Source organism: Streptomyces similanensis, assembly GCF_039543625.1.
Taxonomy (GTDB): domain Bacteria; phylum Actinomycetota; class Actinomycetes; order Streptomycetales; family Streptomycetaceae; genus Streptomyces; species Streptomyces similanensis.
The window spans coordinates 183,541-198,727 of record NZ_BAABKC010000044.1; the positions used below are offsets into that span (position 1 = coordinate 183,541).

The window sequence follows — 15,187 nt, forward strand, 5'->3', positions numbered from 1 at the left end:
GCCGCCGCGTCCCGCCACCGCGCCCCGCCGCCTGCCACCGCCTACCGCGGCGGCGTCACGGCCGGGAACCGGTGGTGTTACCGAACGGATAACGCGAGAATGGAGGCCCCGCATAGCTTCTACGCGAGCAGACGTTCATACATGCCAGACGGGGGGGGCGTCGCATGGACTTCCGAGTCCTCGGCCCAGTGGAAGCGCACAGGAACGGCTTACGGATCCCGCTCTCGGGCTCCAAGGTGCACACGGTGCTGGCGGCCCTGCTGCTCGCCAGGGGCCGCGTGGTGTCGGACAGCAGACTCAACTTCCTGCTCTGGGGCTGGAAACCGCCGGCCACCTCCGGAGCCCAGATCTACACGTACATGTCGCGGCTGCGGAAGCTGCTCGGTGACGAGGTGCGCATCGAGCGGCGGCCGCCCGGCTACCTCTTCCAGGCCCCGCACAGCGCGGTGGACCTGCTGGAGTTCGAGCGGCTCGACCGGCTCGGCCGGGCCGCCCTGGCCCGCGAGCACCACCAGGAGGCGGGGCGGCTGCTCGCCGAGGCACTCGGGCACTGGCGCGGCGGCGCCCTCGCCAACGTCACCGAGCACCTGGCCGACGCGGAGCTGCCGCAGCTGGAAGAGGCGCGGATGCACGCCCTGGAGAGCCGGATCGAGGCCGATCTGGCGCTGGGCCGGCACGAGCAGCTCACCGCCGAACTCACCGGCATGGTCGCCCAGTACCCGCTGCGCGAGAAGCTGCGCGCCCAGCTGATGACCGCCCTCTACCGCAGCGGCCGGCAGAGCGACGCCCTCCAGAGCTACTACGAGGGCCGCTCGCTGCTCGCCGAGCAGCTGGGCATCGACCCGGGCGAGGCGCTGGGCTCGACCTACGCGGCGATCCTGGAGGGCACCCGCGGGCCCGGTCCCGGCGGCGCCACCCGGCCCGTGCCGCAGCCTGCGGCCGCCGGCCGCACCCCGAGCACCCTGCCGCCGGACGTGGACGGTTTCGTCGGCCGCGACGGCGACGTACGGGCGCTGCGCACCCAGCTGGCCGAGTCGGCGGCGGGGCGGGCGCCGGGCCGGCTGCTGGTCACCGGCATGGCGGGGGTCGGCAAGACGGCCCTGGCCGTGCACGTCGCGCATCTGGCCGCCGACGACTTCGGCGACGGGCGGCTCTTCGCCGAACTGTCGGAGGCGGACGGCCGGCCCCGCCGCCCCCGCGACGTCCTCGCCGATCTCCTGCGCGACCTCGGCGAACACCTCGGCGAACACCTCGGCGAGCACCTCGGCGAGCGCCTTGGGGAGACCGGCGCCGGGCGGCCCGCCGCCGGGCCGGGCGCCGACCGCGCCACGTACGAGGACCTGGTCCGGCTGTGCCGGGCCCGCACCCGGGGCCGCCGGCTGCTGGTGGTGCTGGACGGCGCGGCCAAGGGGCGGCTGCTCGATCCGCTGCTGGCCGCCCTGCCGGACGCCGTGGTGCTGATCACCGGCCGCACCAGACTCACCCAGGTGACCGGCGCCCGCACCCTGGCGCTGGCGCCGCTCGCCGACGCGGCCGCCCTCGATCTGCTGGCCGCCGCGGCCGGCCGGGCCCGGCTGCTCGCCGAACCGGACGCCACGGACGACCTGATCGGCTACTGCGGCGGTCTGCCGCTGGCGCTGCGCATCGTCGGCAGCCGGCTCACCGCCCGCCCGTTCTGGCCGGTGGCCCGGCTCGCGCAGCGGCTGGCAGCGCCCGAGCTGCGGCTGCGCGAACTGTCCTTCGACGGCATGGACGTGGCCACGGCGCTCCAGCCGTCGCTGCACGCCCTGCCGGCGGCGGCCCGCACGGTGCTGGCGCGGCTCGCCGGCATCGGCGCCGAGCCCTTCCACGCCCACCGGGCATCCGGCCGCCTCGGTCTGGACGAGGCGGCCGCGGAGCAGTGGCTGGAGGAACTCGTGGACGGCGCGCTGCTCGACCTGTGCGGCGTGGACCTGCGCGGGCGTCCCCTCTACCGCTTCCACGGGCTGGTGCAACTGTTCGCCGCCGCGCAGCCCGTGCCGCCCCGCGTCTCCTCCTCGTCCCCCGCGGCCGGCTGACCGGCCCGCCGCGACCACCCGCACACACACGGCGGCCGCGGGGCCTGTCCGGCCCCGCGGCCGCCGTGCTGTGGAACGCGTCAGCGTTCAGGCCCTAGTGCCAGCTCTCGTCGTCGGAGCCGTACGCCCGGGCGGTGCGCGGGTGGATCACACGGATGCTCGTCATTTCTTCGTCCCCCCATGGAGTGGAATGCCGAGGCACACGTTAGAGCAATGCGCTTTCCCCTCATTATCGTTCAGCCTTCCGGGAGCGGAGTCATCTCCTCCTCGACCGGAAATCGACCGGTGTTTTCCTGCCCGTCAGTTCGTACTCGTCAGTTCGTACTCACCGGTTCGTACTCACCGGTTCGTACTCGTCGGTTCGTACCGGTCAGTTCGCACCGGGCAGTTCCGCGAGGGCGGTACGCGCCCGCCGCATCCACTCCTCCACACCGATACGCCCGAAGTCCGCCAATGCGCCCGCGAAATTGCGCCGGGCCTCGTCGGGATCGTCGCATTTCCGGGCAGCCGTGCCGAGGGCGAGTTTGATACGGCCCTCGACGAGCGGGCTGTCCACCAGCGCGGCGACCTCCGTGGCCCGGCGCAGCGTGGCCCGGGCCTGCCGCCACCGTCCGGCGCCCATCCGGGCCTCGCCGAGGGCCAGCAGCCCGTGGGCCAGGCCGAGGGTGTCCATCTGGCCCCGCACGATGTGGATGACCCGCAGCAGGGCCTCCTCGGCGAGGTCGTACTCCTGGCGGGCCAGGTGCACCCGGGCGAGGCGGTGGGTGCCCAGCGCCAGGCTGCGGGCGCCGCCCTCGCCGATCGCGGCGGAGACCCGCACCGATTCCTCGCTCAGCCGCTGCGCCTCGTCGACATCCCCCTGGTCAAGGCGTATTTGCGCCATGTTGTTCAGTACATGGGCCTCCGAGGAGCGGTCGCCGACCTGCCGGAAGACGGCCAGCGCCGCCGTGCTGTGCCGCATCGCGGAGTCCAGCTCGCCGCGCATCTCATCGATCATCGCCATGTTGCGCAGCACCAGTGCCCCGCCGTGCGCCTCGCCCGCCCGTTCGTGCAGCCGCAGTGCCCGGGTGAACAGGTGGTAGGCGGTGGTGAAGTCCCGCAGCCGCATCTCCAGGGCGCCCAGCACGTGCAGCATGGCCGCCTCGCCCCGCGTGTTGCCCGCGGCGCGCACCGCGGCCAGCGAGCGCTCGGCGCACTCGCGCCAGTCGTCGAGGTAGTTGCGGGTCTCGAACAGGACCAGGACGCACAGGGTGAGGTCCCACGCCAGCTCGTCCTGGCCCGCGGCGGCCGCCCGGCCGACGAGCGCCGCCAGCGGGAGCCGTTCGGCCTCCAGCCAGTCCAGCGGCCGGGCCAGCAGCCGGTCGGTCAGCTCCGGCGACAGCGGGAGCTGGGCGACGGAGCCGTGGATGATGCTGAAGTCGCCGCCGTAGGAGCGCCGGTGGGCCTCGGCCGCCAAAAACAGGTAGGTGCGGTGGACCCGGTCCAGGACGGCGGCCCGCTCCCGCGCGCTCTCCTCCTCGGCGCGCTCCCGGGCGAACAGCCGCAGCAGGTTCTGGAACCGGTAGCGGGTGTGGCCGGCCACGTCGGGGCCGACGACGTCGAGGAACTGGGCGTCGACCAGCTCCTCGATGAGCCGTTCGCCGGTGCGCAGGTCGGTGTCGAGCAGGACGGCCGCCACCCAGGAGGTGAAGTCCGGCACGTCCAGCAGGCCCAGTCTTCGGTAGAGCTGCGCGGCCTGCCCGGCGAGCCCCTGGTAGGTGAGCGCGAAACTGGCTCTGACCTGCGAGGCGCCCTGGCTCAGCTCGTCCAGCCGGCTCCGTTCGTCGCTGAGCCGGCGCACCAGGTGGGCCACCGTCCAGTGCGGCTTGGAGGCGAGCCGGGCCCCGGCGATCCGCAGCGCCAGCGGCAGCAGGTCGCACAGCTCGGCCAGGGTGACGATGGCGCCCGGCTCGGCCGCGACGCGCTCCTCGCCCACGATCCGGCCCAGCAGCTCGACCGCCTCGTGCGGGGACAGCGGCCCGAGCCGCACCCAGGCCCGCGGCGGCCACGCCACCAGCTCGGGCAGCTGCTCGCGGCCTGTGACCAGCACGCAGCAGCCGGCGCCGCTGGGCAGCAGCGGGCGCACCTGGGCGTCGCTGCGAACGTTGTCGAGGACGACGAGCACCCGCCGGTCCGCGAGCAGGCTCCGGTAGAGCGCCGCCCGCTCCTCGGGGGCCGCCGGGATCTGGGCGGTGGGCACGGACAGGGACCGCAGGAAGCGGCCGAGGACCTCGTCGGCCGTGGTCGGTTCGAGGTGCTCGTCGTAGCCGTGCAGGTCGGCGAAGAGCTGGCCGTCGGGGAAGAGGTCCGCGACGCTGTGCCCCCAGTGCACCGCCAGGCTGGTCTTGCCGATGCCGGCGACGCCGGTGATCAGCCCGGTGGCCGGGCCGCCCGCGGTGCTGTCCGCGTCGAGCAGCCGGCCCAGCTGCGCCAGCTCCTCCTTGCGGCCGGCCAGCCTCGGCACGTCCGGCGGCAGTTCCAGCGGGTCGCCGACCGGCGTGGGCGGCGCCACCGGCTCGGTGTCCGGCTCGGGCGCCGACAGCGACGGCCGGTCCTGGAGGATCGCCTGGTGCAGCTCGGTGAGGGCCGGGCCCGGCTCGATGCCGAGTTCCTCCATCAGCCACCGCCGCCCCTCCTGGAAGGTCTCCAGCGCCTCGGCGCGCCGGCCGGAGCGGTACTGGGCGGTGATCAGCTGGTGGCGGGCGCGCTCGCGCAGCGGATGGCTGCGGACCATCGCCGCCAGGTCGGGCAGGGCCCGCTGGTGGTCGCCGAGCTGGAGCCGCACCTGCGTGGCGTTCTCGAAGGTGTTGAGCCGCAGTTCCTCCAGGCGCTGCGCCTCGTCCTCCACCCGGTGCCCGGTCACTCCGGCGAGCGGCCGGCCGCGCCACAGCCTGAGCGCCTCGGTGTAGGCGCGGGACGCCTCGGCCAGCCGTTCCCCGCGCACCGCCGCGTCGGCGCCGGCGACCAGGTCGGCGAACTCGGCGGTGTCCAGCGAGTGCCGGCCAAGACGCAGCAGGTAGCCGGGATGCGCGGTGACGATGACCTCATCGGGGCAGCCGGCGTTCTTGAACGCCTTGCGCAGCGCGGCGATGCAGATGGAGACCTGGGTGCGTGCCGTGGCGGGCGGGTGCTCGTTCCACACCGCCTCTATCAGCGAGTCCACCGACACCACATGCCCCGGCGCCAGCAGCAGAACGGTCAGGATGGTGCGGTGCCGGCGTCCGCCCAGGGGGACGGGGACCTCCCCGGCACGTACTTCGAGCGGTCCGAGAACGCGGAATTCCAGCCGCTTTTCCATGCTGCCCATGACCCCCGTGCTCCCCGGACGGCGGAAGCGGTAGTCCGATCGCCCCGATTGCCGTCAGAATCCGGACGGCCTGCCCCTGGCGCCAACAATACGACGACGAAAGTGGCTACTGAACAGTACTGCGCGGATGACCGACGGTAAGGGCAGCACATCCGGTCGAAAGGAGCCCCCGACCGAAAGGTGTCGGCACCGAATGTGAGCCCTGTTCAGTTTTTCGGCGGTGTCTTCCAGCCGAATTCGGGCCGCTTGCGGAAGAAACCCCGGGGCGCGCGGAACCCGCGGCCGAGGCATCCGGTCCGCGCTCAGCGCACCCGCACGTCCAGCCCCTCCAGCCCCCGGATCACGAAGTTCGGGCCGCGCCGCGGCTCGGCGGCCGGGGCGAGGGCCGGGGCGCGGTCCAGCAGGGCGGCCATGGAGGCGGCCAGCTCGATCCGGGCCAGCGGGGCGCCGATGCAGTAGTGGATGCCCGCGCTGAAGGAGATGTGCGGGTTGTCGCCGCGGGCCAGGTCCAGCCGCTCCGGGGCCGCGAAGACCTCCGGGTCGTGGTTGGCCGAACCGAACAGCAGGGCGACCTCCGCGCCCCTGGGGATCACCGTGCCGTCGATCTCGATGTCCTCCAGCACCCACCGTTCGAAGAGCTGGAGCGGCGTGTCGTAGCGCATCAGCTCCTCCACGGCCGTCGGGATCAGCGTGTGGTCGGCGCGCAGGGCGGCCAGCTGGTCCGGGTTGCGGAACAGCGCCCACCAGCCGTTGACCGTCGCGTTCACGGTGGCCTCGTGGCCGGCGTTCAGCAGCAGCACCGCGGTGGAGATCATCTCCTGTTCGGTGAGCCGGTCGCCCTCGTCGTGCGCCGCGATCAGCCCGGAGACCAGGTCGTCGCCCGGCCGGGCCCGGCGGGCCGCGATCAGCTCGCGCAGATAGCCGGAGAACTCCACCGACGCCCGCACCGCCCGCTCAGCCGTCTCCTCGGACGGGTTCAGCTCGTACATCCCGCAGATCGCCGCCGACCAGGGCCGCAGCAGCCGCCGGTCCTGCTCGGGGATGCCCAGCATCTCGGCGATCACCGCCACCGGCAGCGGTTCGGCGACGTCCGCCAGCAGATCGCCGCCGCCGGCCTCCACGAGCCGGGACACCAGCTCACCGGCGAGCGTCCGGACGTACGGCTTGAGGCGCTCCACCGTCCGCGGCGTGAACGCCTTGGACACCAGGCGCCGGATGCGGGTGTGGTCCGGCGGCTCCAGGTCGAGCATCCCGTGGTCGTTGAGGACGTGGAACGGCTCGTGCGCGGCCGGGGGCGGGGTGCGGCCGAACTCCTCGTGCGAGAACCGGTGCTGATAGGTGCGGCCCAGCCGCCGGTCCCGCAGCAGCGCCGAGACGTCCGCGTGGCGCGGCACCAGCCACTGCCCGGTGGGCTCGTAGCGCAGCACCCGCCCGCGGGCGCGCAGCTCGGCGTAGGCGGGATAGGGGTCGGCGACGAACGCCGGGTCCCAGGGGTCGAAGGCAGCCGTCATGAACGGACGATAGGCCGCCACCCCGCCCCGTGCCCATCCCCTACCGGGGGCGCCGCTTGACGGACTCGACGAACGCGGCGAAGGAGGCGGCGGGAACGGAGAGGAGGGCGCGGGCGGGGGCTTTGGAGTCACGGATCGCTACGCGGGCGGGAAGGACAGCGACCTCGACACAGGTGTTGCCCTCGCCGCCCCCGGAGTAGCTGGACTTCCTCCAGTCCACCAACGCTCCTTCGTCACACAGCCGGCCGGGAGTACCGCTTCACGGACTCGACGAAGACGCCGAAGGAAGCGGCAGGCACGGAGAGGACCGCGCGGGCAGGGGCCTTGGAATCACGGATGGCCACGCGGGAGGGGAGGGCGGCGACCTCGACGCACGTGTCGCCTTCACCGCCGTCGGAGTACGTCGACTTACGCCACTTCATCAGCGCTCCTTCGTCACTCGGCCGGCTGGTGGTACCGCTTCACGGACTCGATGAACGAGGCGAAGGAAGCGGCGGGAACGGAGAGGACGGCGCGGGCGGGGGCCTTGGAGTCACGGATGGCTATCCGAGCGGGGAGGGCGGCGATCTCTACGCAGGTGTCGCCGTCGCCGCCGCCTGAGTAGGTGGACTTGTGCCAGCGCGGGGCCTCGGTCATGGCTCGGCTCACAGCTCCTTCGTCAAGCGGTGGATGAAGTCCCGCGACGCGGCAGAGTCCAGCGACGCGCTCTGGATTCTACGAAACAGTGTCCGAAGCTGCTTCAGTTGTGCGTCCGCGTCGATGAACGCGACACCAGTGGGAGCGTCCCGAAGACCAGTGTCCAGCTTGGGCAGAGGGCCGCCCGCGTACATCATCGAGATCCCCGCACCGCCGAAGCCGTCCTGATCGAACGGGATGACCCTGACCTTGGCGTGGCCCTCTTCGATCCGGTTGAGGACTTGCTGGAGTTGAGCACGCGAGGCATTGCGGTCGGCCACACGGACACGGAGAGCGCACTCGTGGATCAGTGTCTCGTAAGGGGTCGGAGTGCCGCCCTCGATCACAACACGTCGCTTCATCCGGTGTTCCACCCGAGGTTCCAGCTCACTCGCGGGCATGGCGGGGTGAACGTAGGTGTAGAGCGCCCGAGCGTACTCAGCAGTTTGCAGAAGCCCTGGGACGTGAGTGATGACGACCTCGCGCAAGAACGTCGCGTGATACTCGGCCTCAGCCGTGTCCTGAAACACCGGCGGCAGCACTCCCCGGTACCTCTCCCACCAGCCACGCGTGCGGTCGGTCGCCATCGCCACGAGTGCGTCGATCAACGCCTCGTCCGTACACGCGTAGTGGGCCGCGAGCCGCCGCACTCGTTCCTCGCTGACACCAGCGAACCCCAGTTCCATCTGACTGATCTGGGCGGATGTCGAGTTCAGCAGTTGCGCTGCCTCGCGCGCCTTCAGCCCGGCCGCCTCCCGTAGGCGCCGCAGCTCGGTACCCAGTCGCACTTGCCGTGCGGTGGCGTGACTCCTCAGCGGCACCCGCTCTCCTCAAGTAGGCGTGCCTCGTTCGAGCGTCAGAATACGGCAGGCGGGTGCGCGGGCAATATTTATTGCCCTACCGTCAGTGACGCGACGCACACGCTGTGGCACCCCGGGGCACCGGAAGCGCACCGCTCCGTCCTGCCATGGCGGGTGCGGCAATGCCACCGACCGAAGGCCGCCACCCTCCCACCTCATCGAACCGGAGCCGACGCATGCCCGAAAACGCGCCCTGGGAGTACTCCCTCTACATCCCGAACGATCCCCGCGCCGTCACCATCTGTCGCCGCACCCTCCGTCTGATCCTCACGATGCACGGACTGATCCGCCTTGTCGACGCCGCCGAGCTGCTCGCGGCGGAGCTGGTCACCAACGCCGTGCTGCACACCGAGGGGCCTGCCGCGCTGCGGGTGCGCTGGTCGGGCACGGCGCTGCGGATCGGGGCGTGGGACGCGGACCCCGAACCGCCGGACGCGCCGGCGCGGTTGGCGGACCTCGGCGACGGCGAGACCGGCCGGGGGCTCGGCCTCGTACAGGCCTGCGCGGACGTATGGGGGTGGCATCCCCTCTCCAGGTTCGGCAACCGGGGCAAGTACGTGTGGTGCGAACTCGCCGCTCAGCCGGGTGTGACCAGCCGGGCCTCGTAGGCGAAGACCGCGGCCTGGGTGCGGTCCCGCAGGCCCAGCTTCACCAGGACGCGGCTGACGTGGGTCTTGACGGTGGACTCGGCGACCACCAGCCGGTCCGCGATCTCCAGGTTCGACAGGCCCTGCGCGATCAGCACCAGCACCTCCGTCTCCCGCTCCGTCAGCTCCCCGTACGCCGACCGGGCGACGGCCGACGGCCGGTACGTCCCGGACAGCTGGGTGAACTCGGTGATCAGCCGCCGGGTGACCGAAGGGGCGAGCAGCGCTTCCCCCGCGGCCACCACCCGCACCCCGTCGGCGAGCTGGCGCGCCGAGGCGTCCTTGAGCAGGAACCCGGACGCGCCCGCCCGCAGCGCCTGGTACACGTACTCGTCGAGGTCGAACGTGGTCAGCACCAGCACCTTCGCCGCACTGTCCGCCGCGACGATCTCCCGTGTCGCGTCGATGCCGTTCAGCTCGGGCATGCGGATGTCCATCAGCACGACGTCCGGGGCGAGTTCGCGCACCCGCTCCACCGCCTGGCGCCCGTTGACGGCCTCGCCGACGACCTCGATGCCGGGCATCGCGTTGAGCAGCACGGAGAAGCCCTCGCGCACCATCATCTGGTCGTCCGCGATGAGCACGCGGATCGCACCGGCCGTCATATCGCGCTCCCGGCGTCGTCCACGGCCCCGGACTCGACAGCCCCGGCGGCGGAGGTGGTTGGGGCGGCCGGGGAGGTTGGGGCAGCTGGGGCGGCCGGGGTGGCCGGCAGGAACACCGTCACCTCGTAGCCGCCCTCCCGCGTCGGCCCCGCCGTCATCTCGCCGTTCAGCATCGACACCCGCTCCCGCATCCCGGTGAGGCCGTGCCCCGCCCCCGGCGAGGGCCGGCCCGTGGACGGCGCGGGCGGCGGGTCGTTGACGACGCGCAGCCCGAGGCCGCCGATGACGTAGCCGATCTCCACCCGGGCGTCCGCGCCGGGCGCGTGGCGCAGCACGTTGCTCAGCGCCTCCTGCACGATCCGGTACGCCGACAGCTCGACGCCCTGCGGCAGTTCGCGCACCGCGCCGGTCACCGCCTTGGACACCGCCGGGCCGGCCCCGCGCACGTTGGCCAGCAGAGCGTCGAGGTCGGCGAGGGTGGGCTGCGGGGCGTCGGGCGCCGCGTAGTCCTCCGCGCGCACCACGCCGAGGACGCGGCGCAGCTCGGTCAGGGCGGCCACCGCGTTCTCCCGGATCGTGGCGAACGCCTTCTCCAGCTCGGGCGGCGGGTCCTGGACCCGGTAGGGGGCGGCCTCGGCCTGGATCGCGACCACGGACATGTGGTGGGCCACCACGTCGTGCAGCTCACGGGCGATCGTGGTGCGCTCCTCCAGCAGCGTGCGCCGGGAGCGCTCGTGCTCGGTCTCCGTCTGCTGCGCGGTCACCGTCCGCTCGGCCTCCTGGTGCACGTGCCGGACGGTGACGACCAGCAGCACCAGCGCGGACAGCACCAGCATCGCGGTGGAGTCGTTGTCGTAGTAGTAACCGCCGAGGGCCTGGGCGGCGGCGGCGTAGCACGCGGTGACGCCCCACATCCAGGCCGCCGTGCGCGGCCGGGTGCGTACGGCCACGACGGTGAGGACCGTCAGGTGCGCCGCGAAGGCGGGCGGCGACCAGGGCCGGCTGCCGTCCACGCCGGGCAGCGCCGACGTAACCGCGGTCGCCGCCAGGACCAGCCAGAACGCCCCGACCGGACGGACCAGGGTGAGCAGCACCGGAACGAGCAGCGCCAGCCCGTACACCGGGGCCGTCAGGTCGTTCGCGGCGGCCGTCGCGGCGATGAGCGCGATCACCGCGCCCGTCCCGCCCACCAGCAGGTGCGGCGCCCAGGCCGCGTACTCCCGCAGCCGCCCGGGCAGCCACCCGGTCAACGGGCCGTCGGTGCCGCGGCGGGGCAGCGGCCGGTAGGCGAAGGCGTCCTGGAACAGGCTCTGGCGCAGCCCGCGCAGGGCCTGCGCCGCCGCCCGGTACTCCGGGCTGCGCGGCTGGTACGGGGCGAACGCGTCGTCGGGCCGCGTCCGGGGCTGCGTCTGTGCCTGGGCCTGGGTGCGGGCCTGGGTCCGGGTCGTCTCGGTCACGGTGAAACGGTAGGCGGCGGCCGGGCCCGCGGTCGTCCTCAGTGAGGGGGTTCCACGGGGTCCGTCTCAGGTACTACGGGCCCGCCGCGTCCGGCGGACCGCAGCCCCGCGGACGCGCTCACCGGCCCGCCGGACGCACCGGCCCCGACTCGTACGCGTACACCGCCGCCTGGGTGCGGCCCCGCAGACCCAGCTTCACCAGGACGCGGCCCCCGCCCCTTCGCCTCACCCGTCCACCCTGGGGCCTCGCGTCCCGATCACCTCGGGCACGTCCAACAGGGCTGCCGGAGCGGGACGTTACGGTGCCCGGCGACTGCCCGGCGGCACGGGCGGCATCGACGCGAGCCGACGGACAGACGGGCGGACGGGCGAAGGCGCGCAGGCACGGCCCTCACCACGCCAGTTGGGCGATCTCCTCCGCGACCACCGCGCAGGCGTCCGCCGCCGGGTCGATCAGCGGGAAGTGGCCGACCTCCTCCAGCAGCGTCAGGCCCACCGGTTCGCCCGCCCGGGCCGCCGCGTCCGCGTACGCCTCCGCCACCGCCTGCGGCACCACCAGGTCCGCCCGGCCCTGCACCACCGTCGTCGCGATGCCGGTGGGCAGCAGCAGGGCCGGATCGGCGTAGGGCCGACGAGCGGCGAACTCCGCTTCCTCACCGAGCAATTGGAGGGCCGCCCCGCCGCACACGTCCAGCTTGCCCGCGGCCTCGAAGTCGGCGATGGGCGCGAGGGCGACCACGCCGCGCAGCGGGGCCGGGCCGCCGGTGCGCCAGGGGGCGTCGGCGGGCAGGACGTGCCGGGCCGCCGCCCACAGGGCGAGGTGGCCGCCCGCCGAGTGCCCGGTGAGCACCGTGCGCCGTACGTCCGCCTGCGGGAGCACCCGCTCGACCAGCGCGGGCAGCGCGTCCAGGGCGGCGGCCACGTCGTCGAAGGTGTCCGGCCAGCGGCCCGCGACCGGCGCCGCGCCGCCCTGACCGCCCGCCGCTCCGCGCCGGTACTCGACGTTGGCCACCGCGAAGCCGCGCCGCGCGAGGAAGTCCGCGAACGGGGTGACGTGCCGCCGGTCGTACGGGTCCCGCCACGCGCCGCCGTGCAGCACCACGACGAGCGGGGCCGAACCGGCGGGCGCCGGGCCGCCGGGGCCGCGCGGGGCGTAGAAGTCCACGACCTGGTCGGGGTGGTCGCCGTAGGCGGCGGTGCCGTCGGGCTCGACGGGCGCGTGCGAGAAGGCGGACGCCTCCTCGGCGGCGTCCCGCGCCGCCGGGTCGCCTGCGGCATCGCGGGGTACGGCGGCGTCCGGCATGGCTCCAACCTCTCAGCGGTGAAACGGCGTTGCGGCAAAACGGCGACGCAACGGAACCGGCGAACCGGGAGCGTGGCTCGGCGTCGGTTCAGCCGTTGGCGGGACGGTACCAGGCAGGTGACGTGCAGCGACACGCACGTACGCCCCCTGGACCGGAGCCCCCACCGAACCGACGCCCCGGCCGGAACGGGGACCGGACGCGACACCGGACGACGGACCGGACGCGACACCGGACGACGGGCCGGACACGACGCCGGGCGAGACGCCGGAGCGGGGGTCAGGCAAGGCGCAGGCGCGCGGGCCGGAGCGGGAACCGGGCGGGCCGGACGAGCGCCGGGCGAGCGAGCCGGAGCTGGGACCGGACGGGCGGGCCGGAGCGCGGGCCGGGCGAGACGGGCGCGGCCCCGCCCGGCCCCGCCCGGCCCCGCCGTGCCGGGCGGCGCAGGACCCCCGGCACCGCCGGGCCGGGTCCGGCGCCGGGGCCGCTGGGCCCGGCCCCCGCGTCGTCAGAACTCCTCCAGCACCTCCGCCAGCACCCGTGCCGCCCGTTCCGCGTCCGCGAAGCCGACGTACAGGGGGGTGAAGCCGAAGCGGAGGACGTCCGGGGGACGGAAGTCGCCGACCACCCCGCGTTCGATCAGCCGCCGCATCACCTCGCCCGCGTCCGCGCAACGCAGCGCCACCTGGCTGCCGCGTTCCGCGTGCGCCGCCGGGGTCAGCGACGTCACGCGCCCGGCGGGCACGTGCGCGGCCACGCACTCCAGGAAGAAGTCCGTCAGCGCCAGGGACTTGGCCCGCACCGCCTCGACCGACACCCCCTCCCACACGTCGAGCGCCGCCTCCAGGGCGAGCAGGGACAGGATGTCCGGGGTGCCCACCCGGCCGCGCACCGCGCCCTTGGCCGGCTCGTAGTCGGGCCGCATGCCGAACGGCTCGGCGTGCGAGTTCCAGCCCGGCAGCGGGGAGTCGAACCGCTCCTGGAGGTCGCCGCGCACGTACAGGAAGGCCGGTGAACCCGGCCCGCCGTTCAGGAACTTGTACGTGCAGCCGACCGCCAGCGCCACCCCGTGCTCGTCGAGACCGACCGGCAGCGCGCCCGCGCTGTGGCACAGGTCCCACACGGCGTACGCCCCCGCCGCGTGCACCGTCGCCGTGAGGGACGGCAGGTCGTGCAGGCGGCCGGTGCGGTAGTCGACGTGGTTGAGCAGGACGGCGGCGGTGCGCGCGGAGAGCGCCGCGGGCGCCTCGTGCGGCGCGACCGGCCGCACGGTGCAGCCCGTCAGCCGGGCCGCGGAGTGCGCGATGTAACCGTCGGTGGGGAAGGTCGCGGCGTCGACCAGGATCTCGTCCCGGCTCGCGCCGCCGTCCTCGCGGGCCATCCGCACCGCCGCCACCAGCGCCTTGAAGACGTTCACGCTGGTCGAGTCGCCGACCACGATCCGTCCCGGCGCGGCCCCGACCAGCGGGGCGATCCGGTCGCCGGTCCGCTCGGGCGCGGTCCACCAGCCGCTCTCGCCCCAGGACCGGATGCGCAGCTCGCCCCACTGCCGGCGCACCACGTCCGCGACCCGGTCCGGTACGCCCGCCGGGAGCGCGCCCAGCGAGTTGCCGTCCAGGTAGACGCCGTCGTCCAGGACGAACCGGTCGCGCAGCGGCGCGAGCGGATCGGCGGCGTCCAGCTCCGCCGCCCGGTCCGCCAGAGGTGAGGCCCCGGAGACCTCGGCCGGCTCCGTCAGCTCCGTGGGCTCAGACATGGGACCTCGCCGTCCACAGCTCGGGGAACACGGACTTCTGGGCCCGCTTCTCCAGCCAGGCCACGCCGGCCGAGCCGCCGGTGCCCGTCTTGGCGCCCATCGCGCGGCGGGTGGCGACGAGGTGGTCGTTGCGCCAGCGCCACACCAGTTCGGCGACGTCCGTCAGCGCCTCGCCGAGGCGGGCGAGTCCGTCGTCCGGGTCGCCGGCGTACAGCGCCGTCCAGACGGCCTCCACCTCCGGGGAGGGCTCGTAGCGCAGCGCCACGTCACGCCGCAGCACAGCCTCGGGTACGGCGTGCCCGTGCCGGGCGAGCAGCCGCAGCACCTCGTCGTACAGGCTCGGCTCGTGCAGCGCCTTCTCCAGCTCGGCGTGGACGCGCGGGGCGCCGCGGTGCGGGACGAGCATCGAGGCGGACTTGTCGCCGAGCAGGAACTCCAGGCGGCGGTACATCGCCGACTGGAAGCCGGAGCCCTCGCCGAGCGCGCCGCGGTAGCTGTTGAACTGGGCCGGGGTGAGCTGGCCGAGCGGCCGCCAGGAGGCGTTCAGCGCCTCCAGCTCCCGGACCGAACGCTTCAGCGCGGCGATCGCCGTCGGCACGTCGTCCGTGCGCAGGGCGTGCGCGGCGGTCTCCCACTCGTGCACGATGACGGTGAACCACAGCTCCATGACCTGGGTCGTGACCAGGAAGACCATCTCTCCGGGATCGTCGGAGAGGGTGTGCTGGAGGTGGGTGAGCACGTCCGCCTTGACGTAGTCCTCGTACGGCGTCGTGCCTTCGAAGTCGAGATGCGGGGTCTCGGGCTCAGCGGCGGCCTCGACGGGCCTGGCGGTCGGTTGAGCCTGGTGCGACATCGCTGTCTCCTGCATGTACTCCGGGTAGCGGTCCGCCCCTGCCGATGCCGGCACGGGGGCCCCGGTCCCCACCCGCATCCTGCGCAGCCGGGGCGCCGGAGCGCAAGGCAGGCCGTCCG

The 15,187-nt window shown here is 73.9% G+C and carries 13 protein-coding genes and 1 pseudogene; 2 read left to right on the top strand and 12 right to left on the bottom strand.

Going from position 1 to position 15,187, the window contains the following annotated elements:
• Nucleotides 1-245 precede the first annotated feature (245 nt).
• Nucleotides 246-2,057, top strand: a complete 1,812-nt coding sequence (locus ABEB07_RS14980; RefSeq protein WP_425589005.1) for a BTAD domain-containing putative transcriptional regulator — start codon at nt 246-248, stop codon at nt 2,055-2,057.
• A gap of 370 nt (nt 2,058-2,427) precedes the next feature.
• Here ABEB07_RS14980 and ABEB07_RS14985 read toward each other — a convergent pair whose 3' ends face one another.
• From ABEB07_RS14985 to ABEB07_RS15010, 6 genes are all read right to left on the bottom strand, one after another.
• Nucleotides 2,428-5,403, bottom strand: a complete 2,976-nt coding sequence (locus tag ABEB07_RS14985; RefSeq protein ID WP_345668762.1) for an AfsR/SARP family transcriptional regulator — start codon at nt 5,401-5,403, stop codon at nt 2,428-2,430.
• Between the two features lie 302 nt (nt 5,404-5,705).
• Nucleotides 5,706-6,914, bottom strand: a complete 1,209-nt coding sequence (locus tag ABEB07_RS14990) for a cytochrome P450 (protein WP_345668763.1) — start codon at nt 6,912-6,914, stop codon at nt 5,706-5,708.
• Nucleotides 6,915-6,954: 40 nt separating this feature from the next.
• Entirely contained in the window at nt 6,955-7,134 is a 180-nt protein-coding gene (locus ABEB07_RS14995; protein ID WP_345668764.1) for a DUF397 domain-containing protein, read from the bottom strand.
• 13 nt (nt 7,135-7,147) lie between these two features.
• Nucleotides 7,148-7,336, bottom strand: a complete 189-nt coding sequence (locus tag ABEB07_RS15000; protein WP_345668765.1) for a DUF397 domain-containing protein — start codon at nt 7,334-7,336, stop codon at nt 7,148-7,150.
• A gap of 13 nt (nt 7,337-7,349) precedes the next feature.
• Nucleotides 7,350-7,550, bottom strand: a complete 201-nt coding sequence (locus ABEB07_RS15005) for a DUF397 domain-containing protein (protein WP_345668766.1) — start codon at nt 7,548-7,550, stop codon at nt 7,350-7,352.
• 8 nt (nt 7,551-7,558) lie between these two features.
• Nucleotides 7,559-8,377 carry a helix-turn-helix domain-containing protein gene (locus tag ABEB07_RS15010; protein ID WP_345668767.1) on the bottom strand — a complete coding sequence of 273 codons (819 nt, stop codon included), beginning with the start codon at nt 8,375-8,377 and terminating at the stop codon, nt 7,559-7,561.
• Nucleotides 8,378-8,625: 248 nt separating this feature from the next.
• On the opposite strand from ABEB07_RS15010, the gene ABEB07_RS15015 reads away from it, so the two are divergent.
• Nucleotides 8,626-9,057 (top strand): ATP-binding protein, encoded by a 432-nt coding sequence (locus tag ABEB07_RS15015; RefSeq protein WP_345668769.1) that lies wholly within the window; start codon nt 8,626-8,628, stop codon nt 9,055-9,057.
• Here ABEB07_RS15015 and ABEB07_RS15020 read toward each other — a convergent pair.
• From ABEB07_RS15020 to ABEB07_RS15045, 6 genes and pseudogenes are all read right to left on the bottom strand, one after another.
• Nucleotides 9,027-9,701: a response regulator gene (locus ABEB07_RS15020; protein WP_176149856.1), complete on the bottom strand. Its 675-nt coding sequence runs from the start codon at nt 9,699-9,701 to the stop codon at nt 9,027-9,029. The two genes, ABEB07_RS15015 and ABEB07_RS15020, sit on opposite strands and share 31 nt — an antisense overlap.
• Nucleotides 9,698-11,158 carry a sensor histidine kinase gene (locus tag ABEB07_RS15025; RefSeq protein WP_345668770.1) on the bottom strand — a complete coding sequence of 487 codons (1,461 nt, stop codon included), beginning with the start codon at nt 11,156-11,158 and terminating at the stop codon, nt 9,698-9,700. The genes ABEB07_RS15020 and ABEB07_RS15025 overlap by 4 nt, the downstream gene beginning before the upstream one ends.
• Nucleotides 11,159-11,276: 118 nt before the next feature.
• Nucleotides 11,277-11,369 (bottom strand): annotated as a pseudogene (locus tag ABEB07_RS15030) (DNA-binding response regulator); the annotation flags it as partial.
• A 180-nt stretch (nt 11,370-11,549) separates the two neighbouring features.
• The gene (locus ABEB07_RS15035; RefSeq protein WP_345668771.1) at nt 11,550-12,461 is read right to left on the bottom strand and encodes an alpha/beta hydrolase; all 912 of its coding nucleotides are present in this window, start codon (nt 12,459-12,461) and stop codon (nt 11,550-11,552) included.
• Nucleotides 12,462-12,967: 506 nt separating this feature from the next.
• Nucleotides 12,968-14,215, bottom strand: a complete 1,248-nt coding sequence (gene kynU / locus ABEB07_RS15040) for a kynureninase (protein WP_345668772.1) — start codon at nt 14,213-14,215, stop codon at nt 12,968-12,970.
• Nucleotides 14,208-15,068 carry a tryptophan 2,3-dioxygenase family protein gene (locus ABEB07_RS15045; RefSeq protein WP_176149851.1) on the bottom strand — a complete coding sequence of 287 codons (861 nt, stop codon included), beginning with the start codon at nt 15,066-15,068 and terminating at the stop codon, nt 14,208-14,210. Before ABEB07_RS15045 ends, kynU begins: the two co-directional genes overlap by 8 nt.
• Nucleotides 15,069-15,187 lie beyond the last annotated feature (119 nt).

Coding starts and splice junctions, on each gene's coding strand:
- ABEB07_RS14990 (WP_345668763.1), bottom strand. CDS start 6,914: ATGACGGCTGCCTTCGACCCCTGGGACCCGGCGTTCGTCGCCGACCCC.
- ABEB07_RS15015 (WP_345668769.1), top strand. CDS start 8,626: ATGCCCGAAAACGCGCCCTGGGAGTACTCCCTCTACATCCCGAACGAT.
- ABEB07_RS15035 (WP_345668771.1), bottom strand. CDS start 12,461: ATGCCGGACGCCGCCGTACCCCGCGATGCCGCAGGCGACCCGGCGGCG.
- ABEB07_RS15020 (WP_176149856.1), bottom strand. CDS start 9,701: ATGACGGCCGGTGCGATCCGCGTGCTCATCGCGGACGACCAGATGATG.
- ABEB07_RS14985 (WP_345668762.1), bottom strand. CDS start 5,403: ATGGGCAGCATGGAAAAGCGGCTGGAATTCCGCGTTCTCGGACCGCTC.
- ABEB07_RS15005 (WP_345668766.1), bottom strand. CDS start 7,550: ATGACCGAGGCCCCGCGCTGGCACAAGTCCACCTACTCAGGCGGCGGC.
- ABEB07_RS15045 (WP_176149851.1), bottom strand. CDS start 15,068: ATGTCGCACCAGGCTCAACCGACCGCCAGGCCCGTCGAGGCCGCCGCT.
- ABEB07_RS15000 (WP_345668765.1), bottom strand. CDS start 7,336: ATGAAGTGGCGTAAGTCGACGTACTCCGACGGCGGTGAAGGCGACACG.
- kynU (WP_345668772.1), bottom strand. CDS start 14,215: ATGTCTGAGCCCACGGAGCTGACGGAGCCGGCCGAGGTCTCCGGGGCC.